We start from the raw sequence: 23,228 nt of genomic DNA, 5'->3' as shown, positions 1-23,228 counted from the left end.
CCGTGAACCACAGTTCGCGGCTGATCTCAAGTGTCTTCGACGATTATTCTTCGTCGCCGCCGACATCGCCGATGATGTCGGTCACGTCCTCGTCGCCTTCTTCCTCGTCGGCGATGAAGGTGGAATCATCATCCTCGTCGTCGTCGAGGGTCTCGTCGATCTCGATGTCGTCCTCGGTCTCAGGCACGACGGCCTTGACCTTGCCGGTGTTCTCCTCGGCATCGGCCTCCTCGAGCGACACCAACTCCTCGGCCTCGGCGGGCTCGACCACGTCGGCCGCCGCAGCGGCACGCGCAGCCTCGCCGCGCATCGCGCGGGTCGGAGCCACCGGCGCGATCGGCACGACCTCGCCGGTGTAGGGCGAAATCACCGGGTTCTTGTTGAGGTCATAGAACTTTTTGCCCGTCGTCGGGCAAATGCGTTTGGTTCCGAGCTCGGATTTGGCCACGTGCAGGCGTCCTGGCAATGTCTGAAAAGCGGTGTCTCACTTGGCTAGTTGCCGCGCCGCTGTCAATAGCGCTGTCAACGGGAAAATCACCGCTCGTGACGGAGGGCGGGGGCTGTGATACCTGCCGCGTCCGAAACACGAGGATCCTGCCGTGAGCACGTCAATCGCCCCGACTCCCCTGGAATCACGCGCCTCCGGGCCCCTCTCGGGCACGATTCGCGTGCCCGGCGACAAGTCGATCTCGCACCGGGCGCTGATCCTGGGGGCGTTGTCGGTCGGCGAGACCCGAATTTCCGGCCTGCTCGAGGGCGAAGACGTCCTCAACACCGCCCAATCGATGCGGGGCCTGGGTGCGAAGGTCGAACGCACCGGCGACTTCGCGTGGACCGTCCGTGGCGTGGGGGTCGGCGGCTTCGCCCAGCCGAGCGCGCCGCTCGATTTCGGCAACTCCGGCACCGGCTGCCGGCTGGTGATGGGCGCCGTCGCCGGCTGCCCGATCTCGGCCGTTTTCGACGGTGATGCCTCGCTGCGCAGCCGCCCGATGCGGCGCATCTTCGACCCGCTGGTGCTGATGGGCGCCAAGGTCACCGCTATCGCCGAGGGCGGCAAGCTGCCGTTGACCCTGCAGGGGGCCAGCAACCCGGTCCCGATCGAATACCGCACCCCCGTCGCCTCGGCCCAGATTAAGTCGGCCGTGCTGCTGGCCGGCCTCGCCGCGCCCGGCGTCACCACGGTGATCGAGCAGGAGGCGAGCCGCGACCATACCGAGCTGATGCTGAAGCATTTCGGTGCCGAGATCGTGACCACGCCGGAAGGCACCCACGGCCGCCGCATCGCGCTGACCGGCCAGCCGGAGCTAACAGGCGCGCCGGTAATCGTGCCGGCTGATCCGTCGTCGGCTGCGTTCCCGCTGGTCGCCGCGCTGATCGTCGACGGCTCGGATCTCGTGCTGTCGGACGTGATGACCAACCCGCTGCGCACCGGCCTGTTCACGACCTTGCGCGAGATGGGCGCCTCGATCGAGGAGGACGACGTCCGCGGCGATGCCGGCGAGCCGATGGCCCGCCTGCGGGTGCGCGCTTCGAAGCTGCGCGGCGTCGTGGTGCCGCCGGAGCGGGCGCCCTCGATGATCGACGAATATCTCGTGCTGGCGGTCGCCGCCGCCTACGCCGAGGGCACGACCGTGATGCGCGGCCTGCATGAGCTGCGCGTCAAGGAATCCGACCGGCTCGAGGCCACCGCGGCCATGCTGCGTGTCAACGGCGTCAAGGTCGAAATCACCGGCGACGATCTGATCGTCGAGGGCAGGGGCCATGTGCCGGGCGGCGGGCTGGTTGCGACCCACATGGACCACCGCATCGCGATGTCCGCGCTGGTCATGGGCCTCGCGTCCGACAAGCCGGTCACCGTCGACGATACCGCCTTCATCGCCACCAGCTTCCCCGATTTCATCCCGCTGATGTGCAAGGCGGGCGCGGATTTCGCATGATCATCGCCATCGACGGCCCGGCTGCCTCGGGCAAGGGCACCATGGCCAAGCGTCTCGCGGCGCATTACGGCCTCAGGCACCTGGATACGGGCGTGATCTACCGGGCCGTCGCGCATGCGCTACTGACCGCCGGCATCGATCTCAAGGACGAGACGCGGGCGGCGGACGTCGCCATGGCCCTGGATCCCTCGACCTTCGACAACCCGGCGCTCAGGTCGCACCAGGTCGGGTCCGCGGCCTCCGTGGTCTCGGCGTTGCCGAAAGTGCGCGAGGCGCTCGTGGCTTTCCAGCGTCAGTTCGCGAGCCAGCCGCCCGGCGCCGTGCTCGACGGCCGCGACATCGGAACCGTGATTTGCCCGGATGCCGAGGTGAAGATCTACGTCGTCGCCGATCCCCGCATCCGGGCGCATCGTCGCACCCTCGAGGCGCTTTCACGTGGGGAACCGGCGGACGAGGCGGCCATTCTGGCCGACATCCTGGCGCGCGACGAGCGTGACCAGAACCGGGCCGTCGCGCCTTTGAAACAAGCCCCGGATGCTTACTTGCTTGACAACTCCCATTTGGATATAGAAGGCGGCGTCCGGGCCGCCATCGATATCGTCGAGGCCGTTCGAGCGGGCCGTCAGCGGGTTTGATTTCCGCCGGCGTCATTGGAGGAATGCCCGCTCCCGCCCTTGACCGTCGATAGCTCGATTGCGGTTCAATCGAGTCCGATCATCCGGACGCACTTCATACGTATCGCATGTGCAGGCACTGCCGGCCCGCGTCGTTTGCGCTTATCGCGCATCACGCGGACGTCTGGGGATTTGTGGACCTCCAGGCACTGTCCATTCGATGCGCCGATCAACCCAAGCTGGCGAGAATGTCCGCATCTGGAGAACAAATGGCTTCGAGTACCTCTGCTTCTTCCTACAATCCCAGCCGCGATGATTTCGCCGCGATGCTGGACGAGTCCTTCACCAAGGGCAACCTGCAGGAAAGCTCCGTCGTCAAGGGCAAGGTTGTTGCGATCGAGAAGGACATGGCCGTCATCGACGTCGGCCTGAAGACCGAAGGCCGCGTGGCGCTGCGCGAATTCGCCGGGCCCGGCCGTGACAGTGAATTGAAGGTCGGCGACGAGGTCGAGGTGTTCCTCGATCGCATCGAGAACGCGCTCGGCGAAGCCGTGCTGTCGCGCGACAAGGCCCGCCGCGAAGAGAGCTGGGGCAAGCTCGAGAAGGCGTTCCAGAACAACGAAAAAGTCAACGGCGTCATCTTCAACCAGGTCAAGGGCGGCTTCACCGTCGACCTGGACGGCGCCGTGGCCTTCCTGCCGCGCTCGCAGGTCGACATCCGTCCGATCCGCGACGTCGCGCCGCTGATGAACAACTCGCAGCCGTTCCAGATCCTCAAGATGGACCGCCGCCGCGGCAACATCGTCGTGTCGCGCCGGACCGTGCTGGAAGAGACCCGCGCCGAGCAGCGCCAGGAGCTGGTGCAGAACCTCGAAGAGGGTCAGGTCATCGACGGCGTCGTCAAGAACATCACCGATTACGGTGCGTTCGTTGACCTCGGCGGCATCGACGGCCTGCTGCACGTCACCGACATCGCGTGGCGCCGCGTCAACCATCCGACCGAGGTGCTCAGCATCGGTCAGACGGTGAAGGTCAAGATCATCAAGATCAACCACGAGACGCACCGCATCTCGCTGGGCATGAAGCAGCTGCTCGACGATCCGTGGCAGGGCATCGAGGCGAAGTATCCGCTGCAGGCCCGCTTCCACGGCCGCGTCACCAACATCACCGACTACGGCGCGTTCGTCGAGCTCGAGCCGGGCATCGAAGGCCTGATCCACGTCTCCGAGATGTCGTGGACCAAGAAGAACATGCACCCCGGCAAGATCGTGTCGACCTCGCAGGAGGTCGAAGTGCAGGTGCTCGAGGTCGACAGCGTCAAGCGCCGCATCTCGCTCGGCCTCAAGCAGACGATGCGCAATCCGTGGGAGGTCTTCGTCGAGAAGCATCCGACCGGTTCGGTGGTCGAGGGCGAGGTCAAGAACAAGACCGAGTTCGGCCTGTTCCTGGGTCTCGAAGGCGACGTCGACGGCATGGTCCATCTGTCGGATCTCGACTGGAAGCTGCCGGGCGAGCAGGTCATCGACAACTACAAGAAGGGCGACATGGTCAAGGCCGTGGTGCTCGACGTCGACGTGGAGAAGGAGCGCATCTCGCTCGGCATCAAGCAGCTCGAAGGCGATCCCTTCGCCGAGCCGGGCGATGTCAAGAAGGGCGCGGTCGTCACCTGCGAAGTGCTCGACGTCAAGGACGGCGGCATCGACGTCAAGATCACCGGCACCGACTTCACCACCTTCATCAAGCGCTCCGAGCTGGCGCGCGATCGCAACGACCAGCGCACCGAGCGGTTCGCCGTCGGTGAGAAGGTCGATGCCCGCGTGATCCAGTTCGACAAGAAGGCCCGCAAGGTGCAGGTGTCGATCAAGGCGTTGGAAGTCGCGGAAGAGAAGGAAGCCATCGCGCAGTACGGCTCGTCCGATTCGGGCGCCACGCTGGGCGACATCCTGGGCACCGCGCTCAAGAACCGCGACTCGAAGTAAGCCTTCGGTTCGCGTGATCAGATCAAAGCCCCGGCGAAAGCCGGGGCTTTTTTTTGTTCCAACGAGGCAGAGATACGCGCTCTGTTCCGGGCGGATCGGGCATCCGGCCGCTTCGCCGCAAGCCTTCCTTTCTTCAAATTGCGCCGCGATTGATGTAATCGGATAACGAGATATTCAGGCTGCGGATGCAAAACGCGCCGAGACTTCCAGGAGCTGTCCATGTCGCTTGATTCGGATGTGATCGTCGATCGCCGCAGGCTGCGCCGCAAGCTGACGTTCTGGCGCGTCGTCGCGGTGCTGATTGCGATTGCGGCTCTTTCCGCCATCGGTCTGGCGATGTCACCGCGCGGCCGCACCGCGCTCTCGACCTCTGGCTCGATCGCCCGCGTCAATATCGAGGGCCTGATCCGCAGCGACCATGAGCGCGTCGCGGCGCTGGAGCGGCTGGAGAACTCCTCGGCGGAAGCCGTCATCGTTCACATCAATTCGCCGGGCGGCACCACCGCCGGCTCCGAGCAGCTCTACGACTCGCTGGTGCGGCTGAAGGCGAAGAAGCCGCTGGTCGTCGTCGTGGAAGGCCTGGCGGCTTCCGGCGGCTATATCGGCGCGATCGCTGCCGATCACATCGTCGCGCAGCAGAGCTCGCTGGTCGGCTCGATCGGCGTGCTGTTCCAGTATCCGAATGTCGGTGAGCTGTTGAAGACGGTCGGCGTGAAGATCGAGGAGGTCAAATCCTCGCCGCTGAAGGCCGCCCCCAACGGCTACGAGCCGACCAGCCCGGAAGCGCGCGCGGCGCTCGACGCCCTGGTCAAGGATTCCTACGCCTGGTTCCGCGGACTGGTGAAGGACCGCCGCGCCATGAACGATGAGCAGTTGGAGAAGGTGGCCGACGGCCGCGTCTTCACCGGCAGGCAGGCGATCGAGCTGAAGCTCATCGACGAGCTCGGCGACGAGAAGGCCGCCGTCGCGTGGCTCGTCGCCAACAAGAACGTCAAGAAGGACCTTCCGGTGCGCGACTACAAGCTCACGCCGCGGTTCGGCGATCTGACCTTCCTGCGGACGGCGACCTCGATCGCGCTCGATGCCGTCGGCCTCTCCGGGATCGCCCGCCAGATCGAGCGCACCGGCGTGGTCCAGGCGGTCGATCGGATTGGTCTCGACGGCATGCTCGCGCTCTGGACGCCCGCGCCGGGCAATTGAACCCGCCAAGACCATCCTCAGGGCGATCTTCCCGTTTTGCGTGTGCCATGGCGAGGCCCCGTACCGGGCCTCGCAACCCGATTCATGGCCGCGATGAATGATTTAGCGTCTTGACAGTCCAGCATATTTTCACGGAAATGGGACTTGTCTCCCCGGGTACATTTTCTCGATGATCAAATCCGAGCTTGTTCAGCGTATCGCCGAGCACAACCCGCATCTCTACCAGCGGGATGTCGAGAACATCGTCAATGCGATCCTCGATGAGATCGTCGCGGCGCTCGCCCGCGGTGACCGCGTCGAGCTGCGCGGCTTCGGCGCCTTCTCGGTCAAGCATCGGCCGGCCCGCGCCGGGCGCAACCCACGGACCGGAGCTCATGTCCCGGTGGACCAGAAGAGCGTCCCGTTCTTCAAGACGGGCAAGGAAATGCGCGAGCGGCTGAACCGGGACAATCCCGCCGGCGCCGCGGCTGACGACGCCGACGATTGAAGCATCTCGCGCCGGCCGTGCTAATCGTCTGCGGCTGATTTCGAGGCGAATCCCGCCTGACTGACACGAGCGAGCGCATGCGAAAATTCTTCACTGTCGTGGTCATCCTTCCGCTGCTGGTGCTGTTCGTCATCTTCGCGGTCGCCAATCGGCATTTCGTTACCGTATCGTTTGATCCCTTCAACGCGACTGATCCGGCGCTTGCGGCGTCGGTCCCGCTGTTCGCCTTGATCGTCGCCGTCGCGATCCTGGGCGTGATCGCGGGTGGCTGTGCCACCTGGATCGGCCAGCGCCGCTGGCGGCGGGCCGCGCGCCGCCATCAGGCCGATGCCGAAGCGGCCCGCGCGCAGGTGGCGCAGTTGAGCGCCGCGGCGCGTGCAAAACAGGGCTCTGCGCAATCTCTGGTTCCGGCTGCGCCGGCGCGGCTTTTCGCCCCTTATGGGCGAGACAAGCAGGGCGCCGCGTTGTAGAAGGCGCCAAAGCTCGGCGGCCTTCGAAGCCGCGGGCTTCTGGTGATCCCTTCCGCCCGGACGTGCGTTGTTCATCGATGTCCCTGATCGTCAAAATCTGCGGCCTGACTACGCCCGACACCCTCGCTGCGGCGCTCGACGCGGGCGCCGACATGGTGGGCTTCGTGTTCTTTCCGCCGTCCCCACGCCATGTCGGTCTGACGGCCGCGCGTGAGCTGGGTCGTGACGTCAGGGGCCGCGCGCTCAAGGTGGCGCTGACCGTCGATGCCGACGACACGACTGTCGAGAACATCGTCGAGACCCTGCACCCCGATCTCTTGCAGCTGCACGGACGTGAAAGCGTCGCGCGCATCCGTGACCTCAAGCAGCGCTTCGGCCTGCCCGTCATGAAGGCCATCCCGGTCGCGACCGCCGCCGATCTCGCGCCGCTGGCGGGCTATGCCGATGTGTGCGATCGCATCCTGTTCGATGCGCGGGCGCCCAAGGATGCGACCCGCCCCGGCGGCCTCGGTGCCACCTTCGATTGGCGTCTGCTACAGGGCCTGAAGCTCGATCGCCCGTTCATGGTCTCTGGCGGCCTGAGCGTCGACAACGTCGCCGAGGCCGTGCGGATCACCCGCGCGGGCGGCGTCGACGTGTCATCGGGCGTCGAGCGGGCGCCGGGTGTGAAGGATTGCGACATGATCCGGGATTTCATTCGCGCGGCGCGGGCCGCTGAAGAGTTGAGCGTTCAATGACGACAGCCATTCCCAATTCCTACCGCAGCGGTCCGGACGACCGCGGTCACTTCGGCATCTTCGGCGGCCGCTTCGTCGCCGAAACCCTGATGCCGCTGATCCTCGATCTGGAAAAGGCCTATGCGGAGGCCAAGGCCGATCCCGCGTTTCATGCCGAGATGAACGGCTATCTGAAGAACTACGTGGGCCGGCCCTCGCCGCTGTACTACGCAGAGCGCCTGACCGAGCATCTCGGCGGCGCCAAGATCTACTTCAAGCGCGAGGAGCTCAATCACACCGGCTCGCACAAGGTCAACAACGTGCTCGGCCAGATCATGGTCGCGCGCCGCATGGGCAAGAAGCGCATCATCGCCGAGACCGGCGCCGGCCAGCACGGCGTGGCGACGGCGACGCTGTGCGCGCGCTTCGGTCTCGATTGCGTCGTCTACATGGGCGCGGTCGACGTCGAGCGGCAGCAGCCCAACGTGATCCGCATGGAGATGCTCGGCGCCAAAGTGGTGCCGGTGCAGTCCGGTGCGAAGACCCTGAAGGACGCGATGAACGAGGCGCTGCGTGACTGGGTCACCAACGTCCACGACACGTTTTATTGCATCGGTACCGTCGCCGGCCCGCACCCCTATCCGATGATGGTGCGCGACTTCCAGTCGGTGATCGGCAACGAGACGCGCACGCAGATGCAGGAGGCCGAGGGCCGGCTGCCGGACTCGCTGATTGCCTGCATCGGCGGCGGCTCCAATGCGATGGGCCTGTTCCATCCGTTCCTCGATGATCCCTCGGTCGAGATCTATGGCGTCGAAGCGGCGGGCCACGGCCTGACGCATCTGCACGCCGCCTCGATCGCCGGCGGCCGCCCCGGTGTGCTGCACGGCAACCGAACCTATCTGCTGATGGACGAGGACGGGCAGATCGAGGAGGCGCATTCGATCTCGGCCGGTCTTGATTACCCCGGCATCGGCCCAGAGCATTCCTGGCTGCACGACGTCGGCCGCGTGAACTATTTGTCGGCGACCGACGAGGAGGCGCTTGCGGCGTTCCAGCTGCTGTCGCGGCTCGAGGGCATCATTCCCGCGCTGGAGCCGGCGCACGCGATCGCCAAGGTCATGGAGCTCGCGCCGAAGAAGCCGAAAGACCACTTGATGGTGGTCAACATGTCCGGCCGCGGCGACAAGGACGTGCCGCAGGTCGGCGATATCCTGCGAGGAAGGGCGAAGGCATCGTGACCAGCCGGATGGATGCGCGCTTCGCGCAGTTGAAGCAGGAAGGCCGCTCGGCGTTCGTCACCTTCGTCATGGGTGGTGATCCCGATCCCGAGACGTCGCTCGCCATCGTCAAGGCGCTGCCGCAGGCGGGCGCCGATATCATCGAGATCGGCATGCCGTTCACCGATCCGATGGCCGATGGTCCGTCGATCCAGGCGGCGGGTCTGCGCGCGCTCAAGGCGGGGATGACCATGAGGAAGACGCTGCGACTGGTGCGCAGCTTCCGCGAGAGCGATGCTGACACGCCGATCGTGCTGATGGGCTACTACAACCCGATCTACATCTACGGCGTCGACAAGTTCCTCGATGATGCGAAGAGCGCCGGCGTCGACGGCCTGATCATCGTCGACCTGCCGCCGGAGGAAGACAGCGAGCTGTGCATTCCCGCCCTGAAGGCCGGGCTGAATTTCATCCGGCTGGCGACGCCGACGACCGATGATAAGCGGCTGCCGGCCGTGCTCGCGAACACCTCGGGCTTCGTCTACTACGTCTCGATCACCGGCATTACCGGCGCGGCGGCGGCCGATTCGTCCGCTGTTGGAGCCGCCGTGGCCCGGATCAAGCGGCATACGGAGCTGCCCGTCTGCGTCGGCTTCGGCATCCGGACACCGGAGACCGCCCGCGCCATCGCCGCCAATGCCGATGGCGCCGTGGTCGGCACCGCCCTGGTCGATGCGCTCCGCGCCAGCCTCGATGCCGAGGGACGCGCGACTGCCAAGACCGTGAGCGCCGTTGCCGATCTGGCCGCTGCGCTGGCAAGGGGCGTGCACGGGGCGCAACAGGCCGCGGAATAGGCCGTCAACCACTATTCGACCGGGCGTCGCGGCCGTCTTGCCGTGACCCCGCCGTCCCGCCATATATCCGGGCGACCGCAACACGGAGCGACACATGAACTGGCTTACCAACGTGGTCCGGCCGAAGATCCGCAACATCCTGCGCCGCGAGACGCCGGAGAACCTCTGGATCAAGTGCCCGGATTCCGGACAGCTCGTGTTCTACAAGGACGTCGAGGCCAACCAGTTCGTCATTCCCGGCTCCAACTACCACATGCGCATGGGCGCGGTGGCGCGGCTGAAGTCGATGTTCGACAACGAGACCTGGTTCGACGTCGCCCTGCCCGAGGTGACGCCCGATCCGCTGAAATTCCGTGACGAGCGCCGCTATGCCGATCGCATCAAGGATGCCCGGGCGCGGACCGGCATGAACGATGCGGTCAAGGTCGGCTTCGGCAAGCTCGAAGGCATGGGCGTTGTCATCGCCGTGCAGGATTTCGATTTCATGGGCGGCTCGCTCGGCATGGCCGCGGGCGAAGCGATCGTGCGTGGCCTCGAGCTCGCGGTCGAGAAGAAGTCGCCGTTCATCGTGTTCGCGGCCTCCGGTGGCGCGCGCATGCAGGAAGGCATCCTGTCCTTGATGCAGATGCCGCGCACGACGGTGGCCGTGCAGATGCTGCGCGAGGCCAAGCTGCCCTACATCGTCGTGCAGACCAATCCGACCACCGGCGGCGTCACCGCGTCCTACGCGATGCTCGGCGACGTCCACATCGCCGAGCCCGGCGCGCTGATCGGGTTCGCCGGCGCCCGGGTGATCGAGCAGACCATTCGCGAGAAGCTGCCCGAAGGTTTCCAGCGCGCTGAATACCTCCTGGACCACGGCATGGTCGACATGGTCGTGCATCGTCATGACCTGCGCCCGACCCTGGCGCGGCTGTGTCGCCTGCTGACCAAGGCGCCGGCTGTCGAACACGCCAAGCCCGCGCCGCAGCTGCCGCCGCCGGCGAAGGCCGTTGAGGCGGCGGATGCGCCGGCGGTCGCGCCGACCGCGTGAACGATCTCGCCAAGTCACCGCCCTCGCTCGACGAGTTGATCGCGCGGCTGTCCGTGCTGCATCCGAGCAAGATTTCGCTCGGGCTCGAACGCATGCACCGGCTGCTCGGCCAGCTCGGTCATCCCGAGCGCAAGCTGCCGCCGGTGATCCACGTCGCCGGCACCAACGGCAAGGGCTCCACTGTCGCCTATCTCCGTGCCATGCTCGAAGCGGCGGGCCTGCGCGTCCACGTCTTCACCTCGCCCTGGCTGGTGCGCATCAACGAGAGCTATCGGCTCGGCAAGGTCGGCGGCGGCGTCCTCGTCGACGACGAGGCGCTGATCTCCGCGCTGCTGGAATGCGAGCGGGTCAATGCCGGCGCGCCGATCACCTTCTTCGAGGTCAAGACCGTCGCAGCGTTCGTGCTGTTCGCGAAGCATCCGGCCGATGTCGTGCTGCTCGAGGTCGGCCTCGGCGGCCGGCTGGATTCCACCAATGTGCTCGAGCAGGTCGCAGCGTCGGTGCTGACCCCGATCGGCATGGACCACATGGAATTTCTCGGCGACACCCGCGCGCTGATCGCGGCCGAGAAGGCCGCCATCATCAAGCGCGGCTGTCCGGTGATCTCGGCCGCGCAGGAGCCCGATGCCATGGCCGTGATCGAGCGTGAGGCCAGGCGCCAGCGCGCGCCGTTGTTTGCCGCCGGCGAGAGCTGGCACGTCAGTGTCGAGCGCAACCGGCTCGTCTATCAGGACGACCGTGGTCTTCTTGATCTTCCGGCGCCAAAACTGTTCGGCCGGCATCAGTTCGACAATGCGGGCCTCGCGATCGCGACCTTGCGCGCGGTCGATCAGTTCAAGCTCACCACCAAGGCGTTCGAGGACGGCATCGTCGGCGCTGAATGGCCGGCGCGCATGCAGCGGCTGTCGAGCGGTGCGCTCACCGCCATCGCCCCGCAGGGCGCGGAGATCTGGCTCGATGGCGGCCACAACGCGGACGGCGGCCGCGTCGTTGCGGCGGCGATCGGCGACCTCGAGGAACGCGTGTCGCGGCAGCTCGTCGTGATCGTCGGGATGATGGGCAACAAGGATGCGGCGGCGTTCCTCGCCAATTTCGCGGGCCTGACGCGGCACATCATCGTCGTGCCGATACCCAATGAGAGCAAGGCGATGGCGCCGGCTGATCTGGCCGCCGCCGCGCGCACGCTCGGCATGCGCGTCGAGATCGCCGATGGCGTCGCGTCCGCGCTCGCCAGCATCGCGCGGCTTGCCTATGAGGTCCCGCCGCGTATCCTGATCACGGGGTCGCTCTATCTCGCAGGGCACGTGCTCGACCTCAACGGCACGCCGCCGACCTGAGGGGAATAGCGCATGCGCTTTGCCGCGATCGCAGACGTCCACGGCAACCATCTCGCGCTCGAAGCCGTGCTGGCCGACATCCGGGCGCAAGGCGTGACTGATATCGTCAACCTCGGCGACATGGCCAGTGGTCCGCTCGACGCGCGCAAGACAATGGACTTGCTAATGCCGCTTGAGGCGATGCATGTGCGCGGCAATCATGACCGCTGGCTGATCGATCGGCCGCCGGAGAAGATGGGGGCTTGGGAGCGACCCGCCTACGCCCAGCTCGAAGCTGATCATCTCGACTGGCTGCGCGCGATCCCGGCAACCGCCGTCTATCGGGACCAGGCCTTCCTTTGTCACGCGACGCCCGACGACGATAACGTCTACTGGCTCGAGAGCGTCGCTCAGGACGGTGCGATCACTTGCGCGCCGCTCGATGCGATCGAGAAACTTGCCGCTGATATCTCGCAGCCGCTGATCCTGTGCGGCCATACGCACACGGCTCGCGCGGTGCGCCTGCGCGACGGGCGGCTGATCGTCAATCCCGGTAGCGTCGGCAGTCCCGGCTATTCCTACGACGTGCCGCATCCGCATGTCGTCGAAGCGGGCACGCCCGATGCGCGCTACGCGATCCTGGAGCAGCGGTCGGCCGGCTGGAGCGTGACCTTCCGCCACGTGCCCTATGATCACCAGGCCATGGCCGCGCTCGCGCGCGCCAATGGTGACGGCGAGTTTGCCGCTGCGCTCGCGACCGGCTGGATCCGCTGACCTCACGCGAGCAGCTTCAAGGGATCAGCAACCTTCTGCCTGAGCTGCTCGAAGGTGCACTGCCGCGGCGACTTGTCGGGGCGCCAGCGCAGGATCGAGGTGCCGTGGCGAAAGCGCTCGCCGGAGAAATGGTAGTAGCAGACCTCGATCACCAGCTTCGGCTTCAGCGGACACCATTCCGCCGAGCGCTCGGTCGACCACCGGCTCGGCCCGCCCGGCGTATTGCCGGTGAAGCCGGGCGGCGAGATCAGCGGCTCGAGCTTGTCGGTCAGCGCGGGCTTCTCCTCCTTCTTGAGCGCGGAGGTGAAGCCGACGTGGTGCAGCAGGCCGTCATCGTCGTAGAGCCCGAGCAGCAGCGAGCCGACCAGCTTGCGCCCGTTGGCGCCCTTGTTGGTGGCGTAACGGAAGCCGCCGATCACGCAGTCGGCTGAGCGGTAGCGCTTGATCTTCTGCATGCCCTCGCGGTTGCCGGCCTGGTAGGGCAGGTCGACGCGCTTGGCGATCACGCCATCCGAGCCGCCGCCGGACTGCGCCAGCCAGCTTTGCGCGGTCGCGAAGCGCCTCGTCGCCGGCGACAGCCGGAAACTCGGATGTCCGGCGAAGTTCGCCTTCGCGAACGCTTCCAGCACCGGTCGCCGTTCCTGCAGCGTCTGTGTCATCAGCTCCTTGTCCTTCGCGGTCGCCAGCAGGTCGAAGGCGAGGAACAGCGCCGGCGTCTCGATTGAGAGCTTCTTCACCCGGCTCGCGGCGGGATGAATCCGCTGCAGCAGCGCGTCGAACGCGAAGCTCTTGCCCTGTGGCACCACCAGCTCGCCGTCGAGTGTGAAGCTGGTCGCCTTCAGCTCGCGCGCCGCAGCGACGACCTCGGGGAAGTAGCGCGTGAGGTCCTCGCCGGCCTTCGACTGCATCGTCACCGTTGCGCCGTCGCGCGTCAGCAGGCAACGGAAGCCGTCCCATTTCGGCTCGTATTGCCAGTCCTCGCCGCGCGGGATTGCATCCACCGAGCGCGCCTCCATGGCCAGCAGGCCGGATTTGCGGGAGGACGAGCGATGGGCGCGGGCGGGCATGACGACATCCGAAAACGCTGACTCACACCCCTCAACGCGAACGGCCGGCGATTCCGCCGGCCGCTCGACAAAAATCACGGTTCTCGACGCGTCACACCGCCGACGAGATCCACTGCTGCAGCTTCGCCTTCGGCGCGGCGCCGACCTGGCGCGAGGCCATCTCGCCGCCCTTGAACACCATCAGGGTGGGGATCGACATCACGCCGTACTTCGAGGCCGTCTTCGGGCTCTCGTCGACGTTCAACTTCACGATCTTGACCTTGTCGCCCATCGCGCTCGAGATCTCGTCGAGGGCCGGCGCGATCATGCGGCACGGGCCGCACCACTCGGCCCAGAAGTCGACCACGACCGGGCCGTCGGCCTTGAGCACTTCGCTTTCGAAATCGGCGTCGGAAACCTTGCCAACGGCCATGGGATTACCTCGTTCGGTTGGAGGAAGCGGCGCGGACGCGCCGCTTCTGCGTGGGCGTCAAATTAGGAATGGCGTGATGCCGGGTCAAGCGGGCTCACTCAGACGTGCTGGGATGGCAGCATGGCGTCCAGCGCGGAGGCCGGAAGCTCCATGAATTCAGCGGCTTCGGTCCAGAGCAGGGCGGCCCGGACGGCGCGCCCGGGGTACAATTGGCCGAGCACGGCGCGGTACAGCGCGAGCTGCCGGACATAGGCTGGGGGCACCTCGGCCAGCTCCGCGGGCGGCTGCTGGTTGGTCTTGAAGTCGACGATCAGCACCTCGGCCTCGGTCACCACCAGTCGGTCGATCTGGCCGGAGACCAGCGCCGGCGGCTGGCCGGCCAGTGCGAGGCGGCCCACGATCGAGACTTCCGCCCGGCTCCCGGCCGCGAACACCGCGGCAAAGCGCGGGTCTTCGATGACGGCGAGCACGCGGTCCGCGAGACCCGCACGGTCATCGTCCGGCCAGTCGGCGGCGTTGCGAACCAGATATCGCAGCGCGGCATCGCGCCGCCGCTCCGGCGCCACGTCGGGCAGCGACTGCAGCAGGCGATGCACCAGCGTGCCGCGCTGCATCGCAAGACTGCGCGCCGCCAGCGATTCGCCCGTGCGCACCGGCCGCTCGTCGGCGGATGGATCGGACGGCCTGAGCACGGCGACCTCGCCGGGCGCCTCCGCCGCCGCCGTGCGCAGCCAAGCCGGCAGCTCGACCGCCGTCCCCACCATGCGCCGCGTTTCGTCAGCAGCGGTTTCCGCGATGTCCTCGGCCCGCGCATAGCGCTTGACCGGTCCGTCTTCGGTTTCGATCACCTCGACCTGCAGCTCCGCGGCATCGAGCCCGCGCGCCATCAGGTCGTACCAGCTGCCGCCGCGGACGTTGTTCATGTTGCCCGGCATGCAGCCGCCGATGACCAGCCGATCCGCGGCGCGGGTCATCGCGACATAGAGCAGCCGGCGATACTCGTCCTCGGTCTCCTTGAGCATCGCCACGCGTGCCGCCGCGACGGCTTGCGGATCGTCGGCCTTGCGCCCGGCCCAGACCACGATCTCCTGCTCGCCATGCGGCACGTGGATCAGCCGCAGCCGCTGCGAATCCGCCGGCGACGAGGTGGTGTCGACCAGGAAGACGACGGACGCCTCGAGGCCCTTGGCGCCGTGCACGGTCATCACCCTGATCTCGTCGCGCGAGATCTCCATGTCGCGCTTCACCTCGGTGTCGGCGGCGCGCAGCCAGGCGAGGAAGCCCTGCAGCGAGGCCGGCGCCTTGCGCTCGTAGGACAGCGCGAGCTCGAGGAATTCGTCGAGGGCGTCATTGGCCTCGTGACCCAGCCGCGCCAGGACGCGTCGCCGGCCGCCATCGCCGCCGAGCAGCCAGGCATAGAAGGCGAACGGCGTGTCCTCGGCGGCACGGCGCTCGCATTGCTGGAGCCGGCGCACCACGCCCTGCAGCCGCTCGTCCGTTGTCGCGTGCGCGACGAGCGCATCTCGCAAGGACCCGCGGCGCTGCCAGGCGAGCTTGAACAGATCGTCGTCGTCGAGCCCGAACAACGGGCTCTTCAGCGCGGTCGCCAGCGCCAGATCGTCCTGCGGCAGCAGCAGCGCGTCGGCGAGGTTCATCAGGTCGATGATCGCGATGTGCTCGGTCAGCTTGAGCCGGTCGGCGCCCGCCACGGGGATGCCCGCGTGCTTGAGCGCCTGGATGACAGCATCGAATGCGTTGCCGCGCCGGCGCACCAGGATCAGCATGTCGCCATAGCTCAGCCGCCGCCGCGCGCCGTCATGGCCGGTCATCGTGCCCGTCGAAATCAGCCGCTTGATCTCGGCCTGGATGTGCCTGGAAAGCTTGACCTCGGGGCTGGTGACGGAGACGCCGTCGAACGGCGCACGCCAGCCCTCGATCTCCTTGCGGTCGTCGCGCTCGCACAGGCTCCACAGCTCGACCATACTCGGTCCGGCATCGGTCAGCGCGTTGTGGATGGGATGGCCGATGTCAGGCGAGTGAATGCTGCTGTAGACGTCGCGCTCGCGGAACACGTGGTCGACCGCGTGCAGCACCGTCGGCCCGGAGCGGAACGAATAGGTGAAGGACACCGGATCGAACAGCAGTCCGGCATCGGTGAAGCGCTTCTGCAACTGTCGCCGGCGCGCATCGAACTCGTGCGGGTCGGCGCCCTGGAACGAGAAGATCGACTGCTTCTCGTCGCCCACCGCGAAGATCGTACGCGTGAGTCCGTCGCGCGCCCCGGCGCCGGCGGTGAACTCTTCGATGATGTGGGCGACAATGTCCCATTGCCGTGGGCTCGTGTCCTGCGCCTCGTCGATCAGCACGTGATCGACGCCGCGGTCGAGCTTGTAGTGCACCCAGCCGGCGGAGACTCGGTTGAGCATTGCCAGGGTCTTGTCGATCAGGTCGTCATAGTCGAGCAGACCGCGTTCCTCCTTCTCGCGGCGATAGTTCGCAGCCGCCGCGGTCGCGATCTGCAGCAGCGCCTCGGTGCGGTCGCGCACGACTGCCGCGCGGCGCTTCTCGATCAGGCGATCGAGCCGGCGCGCTTCCGATTCGAACAGGCCGGCGATGCCGGGATTGGCGTCGGCGAACTTCTTGGTGAGCAGGGACTTCCGCGGCTCCTTGTCCTCGGTCAGGAATACGCGGAGATATTCATCGACCTGATCGGCGCCCGAGAACGCCAGCGCCGCGCGCAACTGCTCGGCCTGCTTCTGGTCGGTCTTGGCGCCGCCGTCGAGCCGGCCGGCGATGTCGGTCCAGTCCCTCAGTGGCAGATTGGGGCCGTCGACAATGTCGCGCTCGATGGCTTCCAGCGTCTCGTCGGCGCCGATGCCGAGCACCTCGCCGAGCTGTTGCGCCGCGACCTCGACGCGCCCCGCGCCATCGGTCCAGGCCATGAAGTGATCGCGGCTGAGACAGGCGTCGCGCACGACCTCCTTGAAGGTCGAGTCCGCCGCATTGGCCATCGCCACCTGCAGCGCGCGGCCGACCGCGCTGTCGGGCGCCCGCGCGGCGTCGAGCAGCACCTTGAGATTGGCGCGCTCCATCATCTCGGTCTGGTCGCGCTCGTCGAGCACCGAGAACCGCGCCGGCACGTTGGCTTCGAACGGGAACTGTTGCAGCAGCCGCGTGCACAGCGCGTGAATGGTCTGCACCTTCAGCCCGCCCGGCGTCTCCAGCGCGCTGGCGAACAGCTTTCGCGCCGACGCCCGCAGCTTCTTGTCGGGGTTTGGGATGCCGGTGGATTGGATCGCGCTGTCGAGCGCGTCGTCGTCGAGCGTCACCCAATGGCCGAGCGTCGAGAACACGCGCTCGGCCATGTTGGCGGCGGCGGCCTTGGTGAAGGTGATGCAGAGGATCTTCTCCGGCGGCACGCCGTCGAGCAGCAGTCGGATCACGCGCTGCACCAGCACATGCGTCTTGCCCGAGCCGGCATTCGCCGACACGAAGGCCGACGCCGCCGGATTCGACGCGCGCGTCTGCGCGTCGCGCACGGCCTGCGGAATGGGGCGGGGTGCCTTCACCATTCTTCGACTCCCAGTCCGCCGGCCGCCGACCATTCCTTGATGCGGGCGAGGTCGTCATAGCTGCCGTAGCGGTTCGCCCACATCGACAGGTTCAGCGAGGTGTAGCCTTGATTGACATCCTCGAAGCTGCGGATCAGTGCTTCGAGCTTGGCGCGCGCCTCCTGCGCGGCCTGGTCCGGGTGCTGCGGCGTGTCGCTCTTGTTGATCTTCAGCTCGAGGATGCGCTCTTCGCCTGGCGGATTGTTGCCGGACAGCCTGACATAAACGAGCTGACTGATCATGCTGCCGGCCGGGATGCCCTCGAAGCCGCCTTCGCGCAGGATCGCGGCTTCGAGTGTGAGCTGCGGCGACAGCCCCATGCGCACCTGCTTGGCCGTCGGCGGCTGGCCAGTCTTGTAGTCGAGAATGGCGTAGGTGCCCTCGGCACGCTGTTCGATGCGGTCGGCGCGCGCCGACAGGATGAAGGTGCGGCCCTGATCCAAGGGAATGCCGATCTCGCCGCGGATCTCCGCGGTGATGGCGCCGATCTGCGCGCGCCGCGCGGTCTCCCACGCCGCGAACCAGCCGGCGATGCGCTGGAAACGCGGCCACCACAATGCCCGCGCCTCGGGCCGCTCCATCAGCGGCGCAAAGTGTTTCTCGCCGATGACGCGCAGCGCATGCGCCGGATGCAGCGGCAGGGCATCAGCATAAGTCTGCGTGAATTCGCCGATCGCTTCGTGAATCGCCGAGCCGCGATCGGCCGCCGACAGTGGCATGTCGACAGGATCGAGCGGATCGAGCCGCAGGATGTAGCGCGCGAAGATGGTGTAGGGATCGCGCAGCCAGTCCTCGATGGCGGTCACCGACATGCGCAGCGGCCGTGCTGCCAGCGGCGGCTTCGGCGCCGGCTGTTCGACCGGCTTCACCGCGGCCGGCTGGTCGAGCACCTCGGCATAGCGGACGTAAGTCTCGCCGCGCGCGGTCGCCGCCTTCCAGCGCTCGGCGCCGGCGACGGCTTCGAGACGGTGCAGGAAGCGCGAGGCCACGGCCGGCGCGCCGCCGGACTTGGCGGCGTGCGTCAGGATCACCTCGGGCGCGCCGAGCAGTTGGGCGAAGTCGTGCGCCGACAGGCCGATGCGGCGCTCGGGCAGATCGAGGCCGAGCTGATGCCGCATCGGGCGGCTGAGCCAGGGATCGATGCGCGGCGCCGGTGGCCACACGCCCTCGATCAAGCCGCCGATGATCATGCGATCGGCCTGCATCAACCGCGCTTCGAGCGGACCATAGATCTGCAATTGCGCACCGTGGCGCTCGGGGCGGCGCACCGCGCGATCGGAGAAGGCAGTATGGAACAGATCCGGATAGTCCGACAGCGGCGCCATCAGGCCGCAGCGCTCGCCGGACGCGAGCAGGTCGTCGAAGCAGCGCGCCAGCGCGGCGCCGTCGCGATCGGTGAAGGCGGTGCTGAGACCGACATCGTCGGTCGACAGCGCGATCAGCACCTCGCGATGCCGCGCGGCGAGCTCGGCGAAATCCTGCGGGCGCGGCGAGGCGAGGTTTTCGAGCGGCGCCAAGGCCGTCTGCAATTGCGCAATCAGCGCGCCGGCGCGGTCGAGCTGCTCGGGACTGAGACGCGCGCGCGGCTCGGCCTTGTGCAGCGATGATGCTTCGCCCTGGTGCAGCTTGGTGTGCTCGTCGCGGAAGCGCGCGAAGTCGCGCGCAAGCCCGCTGCTTCCGGCTTGTGGCCGCGTGCCGCGGAGCATGGCGAGCTCCAGCGTCTCGATGGCACTCTTCCAGCCATTCGCGGCGCGGCCGAGCCGGCACAGCGGATGCTTGAGCAGAGCCAGCAAGGTCGGCGGCTCCAGCCCGCGCGCTGCAGCTTCCGCCGCGAGGCGGGCGAAGATGCCGGCCGGCGTCTCCAGCAGCGCGTCACCACCGGAATCGTCAAACGTCAGGTGCCAGCGCGTCAGCGCCGCCATCACCCGGCGCGCCAGCGCGCGGTCCGGCGTCACCAGCGCGGCCGATTTGCCGAGATGGCGCGCCTCGCGCATCGCGATCGCAATCGCCAGCGCCTCCATCTCCGGATTGGGGGCCGCGACGACAGCGAGATTGTCCATTGCTTCGGCGATGTTGGCGGCGATGTCGAACTGGCGCAGCCGCTCGTGCCACATCGCCGTCGCTTCCGACGGCCGCATCGCTTCGGAGATCAGCACCTCGCGGCCACCGCGGCCGGTTGGGGCGAGACGGACCACGTCGCGCCGCTCCAGGCCGAAGCGTTTGAGCAGCAGGTGCATCGCATATTGTGGATGGTTGACGGCGGGTGGCGTCAGCACGCGGCCGCCGCGATCTTTGCTGCCGCCGATCGAACTCCACGCGGTTTCGTCCAGATCGGTGTCGAGCCCCGGCAGCACGACAGCACCATGCGGCAGCTTCGCCACCGCCAGCAGGAACTTTGCCGTGGCCGGCATCGAGCCGGTGGAGCCTGCGGCAATGACGGGACCATCGGGTTGCGCCGACAGCCGCGCCGCTTCGGCCGCGATCAGCAGATCGCGCCGCGCCGCCGGCTCGATGCGCTCGATCTCCTGCAGATAGGCCGGCCACGCGGTCCGCGCGATACGCAGGAACTCGAGCGAATACTGCCAGTATTTGTCGAGCTGATCCGGCACCAGCGCATCGAGCGCATCCCAGGACACGCCGCGCGTCACCATGTCGTCGATCAGCCGCGCCAGGTCGCCGGCCAGGGCCAGCGTCGAGGCGGGCCCGCCGATCACCAGCGGCGCCGACACCGGCGTCTTGGCCCAGGCCGCCACCAGCCGCGCCAAGGTGAGCCGGCGCTGCAGGTCGTCGAGCCGTTCCGGAATCTCCAGCGGCGCCGGCCCGAGGAACGCGTCGCGATCCTCCGCGAAGGCGAGCTCGTCCTCGTCGATGTCGCCGAGCGCCACGAGCCGCGGCAGCACCGCGGCATCGGTCTTCAGCTCGTCGAGGAACATCTCGCGCGCCACCCGCAGGGAGCGCCGCGTCGGCAGATACAGCGTCGCGGTCGCGAGCCGGGCGGGATCGCTGCGCGCCTCGAAGCCGTCGACCAGCCGGCCGTCGACCAGCGCCGCGATCACGCTGCGCAGGAACGGCGCCGAGATGGGAACGGTGAAGACGCGCATGGCCTGCGATTCGGGTTGCTCGAGGCGTCTATATAGGGAGCGATCGGCCGCAGGTCATATCGGGGGTGTGGATGGGTGTTGACAGGTGCGTGACCATTGTCGCGGGCTCAGAGCGCGCCGCGCGGATGAGCCCAGCTGGACCCATTCACCCCCGCCGTCATCGCCCGCTTTCGCGGGACGACTGAGTCTGGAAAGCCAAGCTGCCCACCCGCTCGCAATGACGGGGACGCCCAGCATCGTCCTCCATTGTGGGTACAGATCTCGCGCCGGAGACAAACCCCTGTGCCCTCGCGACGCCGTCGCGCCCGAGTGATGCAAATCGTCCGCCCTCATCCGAAGCAAGGGCGCAGGGAAGGCCGAGCCTCGGCTGAGGCCCGTGGCCCCCGTGCGGGAAAGAGTGCACGGGGCAGGAACCACAGGTTCAGCCGGAACGACCCGGCCTTCCCTGCGCGATGGGTTGACGGCTTATACGTCCTCTCCTCGGTGTGCCGGCTTGTAGCCACCGTCGCCGCGCGGTTCATCCGCCGCACGGCTTGGCATCAGCATCGGGATGCCGGGACCTTACGATTTCGCCGTCCTGCCCGAACCGTTCGTCCGCGTACCCGAAAGCACGCTGCGGTCCTGACAGGCCATCGCATCCCGCGCTCAACGTTCGTGACGATCGCGATACGCCCCTCGCAACGAGGCGGGATGCGCATCAGAGAACATGAATTCTGTAAAAGCGAAAGAAGAATTTTGTGCGCGTCGGATGCGACGAGCGGGATCGGGTTGAATGTGCGGACGAAAATCGTTTCTCGACGCAGATGATTTGAGTGATCCCAGCGCAGGGTCGGCGCCGACGAGGCGGAGCAAATCGCGCAATGCACCGACTTGATTCGCCCGTCGGGCAGTCCGCTACGCCGCACTCTCCATCAGAGCCTCTTCCGCTTCCGCCACCGCGGCCGGCGTGCCGACATGCATCCACACGCCTTCGAGGCGGAGGCCGAACAGGCGGTCCTGCTCGTTCGCCTTGTCGAACATCTTCGTCAGCGAGAACTCGCCCGACGGCGCGCCATCGAAGATCGCGGGCGAGATGATGGCCGCTCCCGCATAGACGAACGGCACCACCTGATGCTCCCGGCGCTTGCGCAAGGTACCGTCGGCGAGCATCGCGTAGTCGCCTTGACCCGCGTAGCCGATCGAGGTCGCGGTCGGCGCCATCAGCAGCATGATGTCCATGCGCTCCGGATCGAACGCGTCGGCGAGACGCGAGAGGTTCTGGCGCACGCCCTCGATCCACATCGTGTCGGAGTTGACGTGGAAGAACGGCTCGTGGCCGAGCAGCGGCAGCGCCTTGACGACGCCGCCGCCGGTGCCGAGCACCTGGTCGCGCTCGTCGGAGATGATCACGCGGGGCGTGCTGCGCGCGGCCGTGTGCGCGATGATCTGGTCGGCGAGATAGTGGACATTGACGACGGCTTCGGTGACCCCGGCTTCGGCGAGGCGGTCGAGCACATGGTCGAGCAGCGGGCGGCCGGCGACGCGCACCAGCGGTTTGGGCATCGTCTCCGTCAGTGGGCGCATGCGCAATCCGAGACCGGCGGCGAGGACCATGGCTTTGTGCGGCTTGACGGGCATCTCAGGCAATCTCGATCAAAGGTGGTACGCACGAATCATACCACGCAAAAACATCTATCGTCTCGGTCGGTTGCGATAGCCCGGCGCGATGACGAATGTGCGACGGCGGCGCCGTCGTCCCGATGCAGGATGCCGCACGTGTCTCCCGGTACGCCGTCAGGCCTCCGCTGTGGCGCGCTTGTTGGTCTTCTTCTTGCCCTGCTTCAGGAAGGTGACGCCGATCTGGTCGCCATTGACCCAGGCCAGCTCGCAGCGCCGGTAGGCCAAGCCGGTCGACGACAACAGCAGGAAGAACTCCTTCAGGTGCAGGCCTTCGACCGAGCCCTCGACCGTCAGCTTCGCCCCGGTCTCCGAGACGTCCTCAATGGTGCAGTTGCGCCGCCAGGTGCCGTCGATGCCCATCATGAAAGCCGGGATGCCGCGCTCGAAGACGACGCGTTCGCCCTTCATCCGCTCTGCCATCGCAACCTCCATTCATGCGCGGCGCGCAACCGGCGCCGCGGGCGCAAGGTAAGGGGGGATGGCTAAGAACCGGTAAAGCGACGCGGGTGGGTGGTTTTGGCGCGTCCTCTTCCCACAACGGCGGTCCGCTCCCCTCCCCCTTGCGGGGAGGGGTTGGGGGTGGGGGGGGCCACGGATGCGGAATTTGTTGGTTTACTCGGACCGGCAGCTGACAGCCGCCGGCGGTCATGATTGCCGCTGATGGCGAGAGGTCTGCGCTCGTCACTTTGAGTCTCGCCCGGTGACCGACCGGGTTGATCCCTGACATTTTGGACCGGGCTGATCCCTGACACTATTCGATCACTGCTGTGTTGTCTCC

19 protein-coding genes are annotated in these 23,228 nt (G+C 67.1%); 12 read left to right on the top strand and 7 right to left on the bottom strand.

Going from position 1 to position 23,228, the window contains the following annotated elements; all coding sequences use genetic code 11:
• Window positions 1–43 precede the first annotated feature (43 nt).
• Window positions 44–448 carry a TIGR02300 family protein gene (locus tag QX126_RS26945; RefSeq protein ID WP_315741238.1) on the bottom strand — a complete coding sequence of 135 codons (405 nt, stop codon included), beginning with the start codon at window positions 446–448 and terminating at the stop codon, window positions 44–46.
• A gap of 151 nt (window positions 449–599) precedes the next feature.
• Here QX126_RS26945 and aroA point away from each other — a divergent pair, with 151 nt between their 5' ends.
• The 12 genes from aroA (at window position 600) to QX126_RS26885 (ending at window position 12,600) form a co-directional block, all read left to right on the top strand.
• Complete coding sequence (gene aroA / locus QX126_RS26940) at window positions 600–1,937, top strand: 3-phosphoshikimate 1-carboxyvinyltransferase (protein ID WP_315784876.1); 1,338 nt, start codon at window positions 600–602, stop codon at window positions 1,935–1,937.
• Window positions 1,934–2,572 (top strand): (d)CMP kinase, encoded by a 639-nt coding sequence (gene cmk, locus QX126_RS26935; protein WP_315784873.1) that lies wholly within the window; start codon window positions 1,934–1,936, stop codon window positions 2,570–2,572. Before aroA ends, cmk begins: the two co-directional genes overlap by 4 nt.
• A 248-nt stretch (window positions 2,573–2,820) precedes the next feature.
• Complete coding sequence (gene rpsA, locus QX126_RS26930; protein ID WP_315716886.1) at window positions 2,821–4,530, top strand: 30S ribosomal protein S1; 1,710 nt, start codon at window positions 2,821–2,823, stop codon at window positions 4,528–4,530.
• Between the two features lie 219 nt (window positions 4,531–4,749).
• The gene (sppA, locus tag QX126_RS26925) at window positions 4,750–5,730 is read left to right on the top strand and encodes a signal peptide peptidase SppA (protein ID WP_315741234.1); all 981 of its coding nucleotides are present in this window, start codon (window positions 4,750–4,752) and stop codon (window positions 5,728–5,730) included.
• 169 nt (window positions 5,731–5,899) lie between these two features.
• Window positions 5,900–6,217 carry an integration host factor subunit beta gene (locus tag QX126_RS26920; protein ID WP_315716888.1) on the top strand — a complete coding sequence of 106 codons (318 nt, stop codon included), beginning with the start codon at window positions 5,900–5,902 and terminating at the stop codon, window positions 6,215–6,217.
• Between the two features lie 77 nt (window positions 6,218–6,294).
• A complete protein-coding gene (locus QX126_RS26915; protein WP_315784870.1) occupies window positions 6,295–6,687 on the top strand; it encodes a lipopolysaccharide assembly protein LapA domain-containing protein in 393 nt (130 codons plus the stop codon).
• 77 nt (window positions 6,688–6,764) lie between these two features.
• A complete protein-coding gene (locus tag QX126_RS26910; RefSeq protein WP_315784867.1) occupies window positions 6,765–7,424 on the top strand; it encodes a phosphoribosylanthranilate isomerase in 660 nt (219 codons plus the stop codon).
• Window positions 7,421–8,644, top strand: a complete 1,224-nt coding sequence (gene trpB / locus QX126_RS26905) for a tryptophan synthase subunit beta (RefSeq protein WP_315741231.1) — start codon at window positions 7,421–7,423, stop codon at window positions 8,642–8,644. The genes QX126_RS26910 and trpB overlap by 4 nt, the downstream gene beginning before the upstream one ends.
• Entirely contained in the window at window positions 8,641–9,477 is an 837-nt protein-coding gene (gene trpA, locus QX126_RS26900; RefSeq protein ID WP_315784864.1) for a tryptophan synthase subunit alpha, read from the top strand. The genes trpB and trpA overlap by 4 nt, the downstream gene beginning before the upstream one ends.
• 94 nt (window positions 9,478–9,571) lie before the next feature.
• Window positions 9,572–10,510 (top strand): acetyl-CoA carboxylase, carboxyltransferase subunit beta, encoded by a 939-nt coding sequence (gene accD / locus QX126_RS26895; RefSeq protein WP_315741229.1) that lies wholly within the window; start codon window positions 9,572–9,574, stop codon window positions 10,508–10,510.
• On the top strand, window positions 10,507–11,847 hold the full coding sequence (locus QX126_RS26890) for a folylpolyglutamate synthase/dihydrofolate synthase family protein (protein WP_315784861.1): 1,341 nt from the start codon (window positions 10,507–10,509) through the stop codon (window positions 11,845–11,847). Before accD ends, QX126_RS26890 begins: the two co-directional genes overlap by 4 nt.
• A 12-nt stretch (window positions 11,848–11,859) precedes the next feature.
• Window positions 11,860–12,600: a metallophosphoesterase family protein gene (locus QX126_RS26885; RefSeq protein ID WP_315784858.1), complete on the top strand. Its 741-nt coding sequence runs from the start codon at window positions 11,860–11,862 to the stop codon at window positions 12,598–12,600.
• 2 nt (window positions 12,601–12,602) lie between these two features.
• Here the strand turns inward: QX126_RS26885 and QX126_RS26880 are convergent, their stop codons facing one another.
• The 6 genes from QX126_RS26880 to QX126_RS26855 form a co-directional block, all read right to left on the bottom strand.
• Window positions 12,603–13,616: an ATP-dependent DNA ligase gene (locus QX126_RS26880; protein WP_315785038.1), complete on the bottom strand. Its 1,014-nt coding sequence runs from the start codon at window positions 13,614–13,616 to the stop codon at window positions 12,603–12,605.
• Window positions 13,617–13,758: 142 nt separating this feature from the next.
• Window positions 13,759–14,079: a thioredoxin gene (gene trxA / locus QX126_RS26875; RefSeq protein WP_015663255.1), complete on the bottom strand. Its 321-nt coding sequence runs from the start codon at window positions 14,077–14,079 to the stop codon at window positions 13,759–13,761.
• A 98-nt stretch (window positions 14,080–14,177) separates the two neighbouring features.
• On the bottom strand, window positions 14,178–17,651 hold the full coding sequence (gene addA, locus QX126_RS26870) for a double-strand break repair helicase AddA (protein WP_315784855.1): 3,474 nt from the start codon (window positions 17,649–17,651) through the stop codon (window positions 14,178–14,180).
• Window positions 17,645–20,791, bottom strand: a complete 3,147-nt coding sequence (addB, locus tag QX126_RS26865; RefSeq protein WP_315784853.1) for a double-strand break repair protein AddB — start codon at window positions 20,789–20,791, stop codon at window positions 17,645–17,647. The genes addA and addB overlap by 7 nt, the downstream gene beginning before the upstream one ends.
• An 894-nt stretch (window positions 20,792–21,685) precedes the next feature.
• Window positions 21,686–22,408, bottom strand: coding sequence for a nucleotidyltransferase family protein (locus QX126_RS26860; protein ID WP_315778422.1), 723 nt, complete (start codon window positions 22,406–22,408; stop codon window positions 21,686–21,688).
• Between the two features lie 156 nt (window positions 22,409–22,564).
• Entirely contained in the window at window positions 22,565–22,870 is a 306-nt protein-coding gene (locus QX126_RS26855; RefSeq protein WP_008963143.1) for a PilZ domain-containing protein, read from the bottom strand.
• Window positions 22,871–23,228: the final 358 nt, after the last annotated feature.

The organism is Bradyrhizobium sp. SZCCHNPS1003, assembly GCF_032381555.1.
Classification (GTDB): Bacteria; Pseudomonadota; Alphaproteobacteria; order Rhizobiales; family Xanthobacteraceae; genus Bradyrhizobium.
Note: the sequence above shows the minus strand (reverse complement) of the source record. Positions and strands in the feature narration are given on the sequence as shown.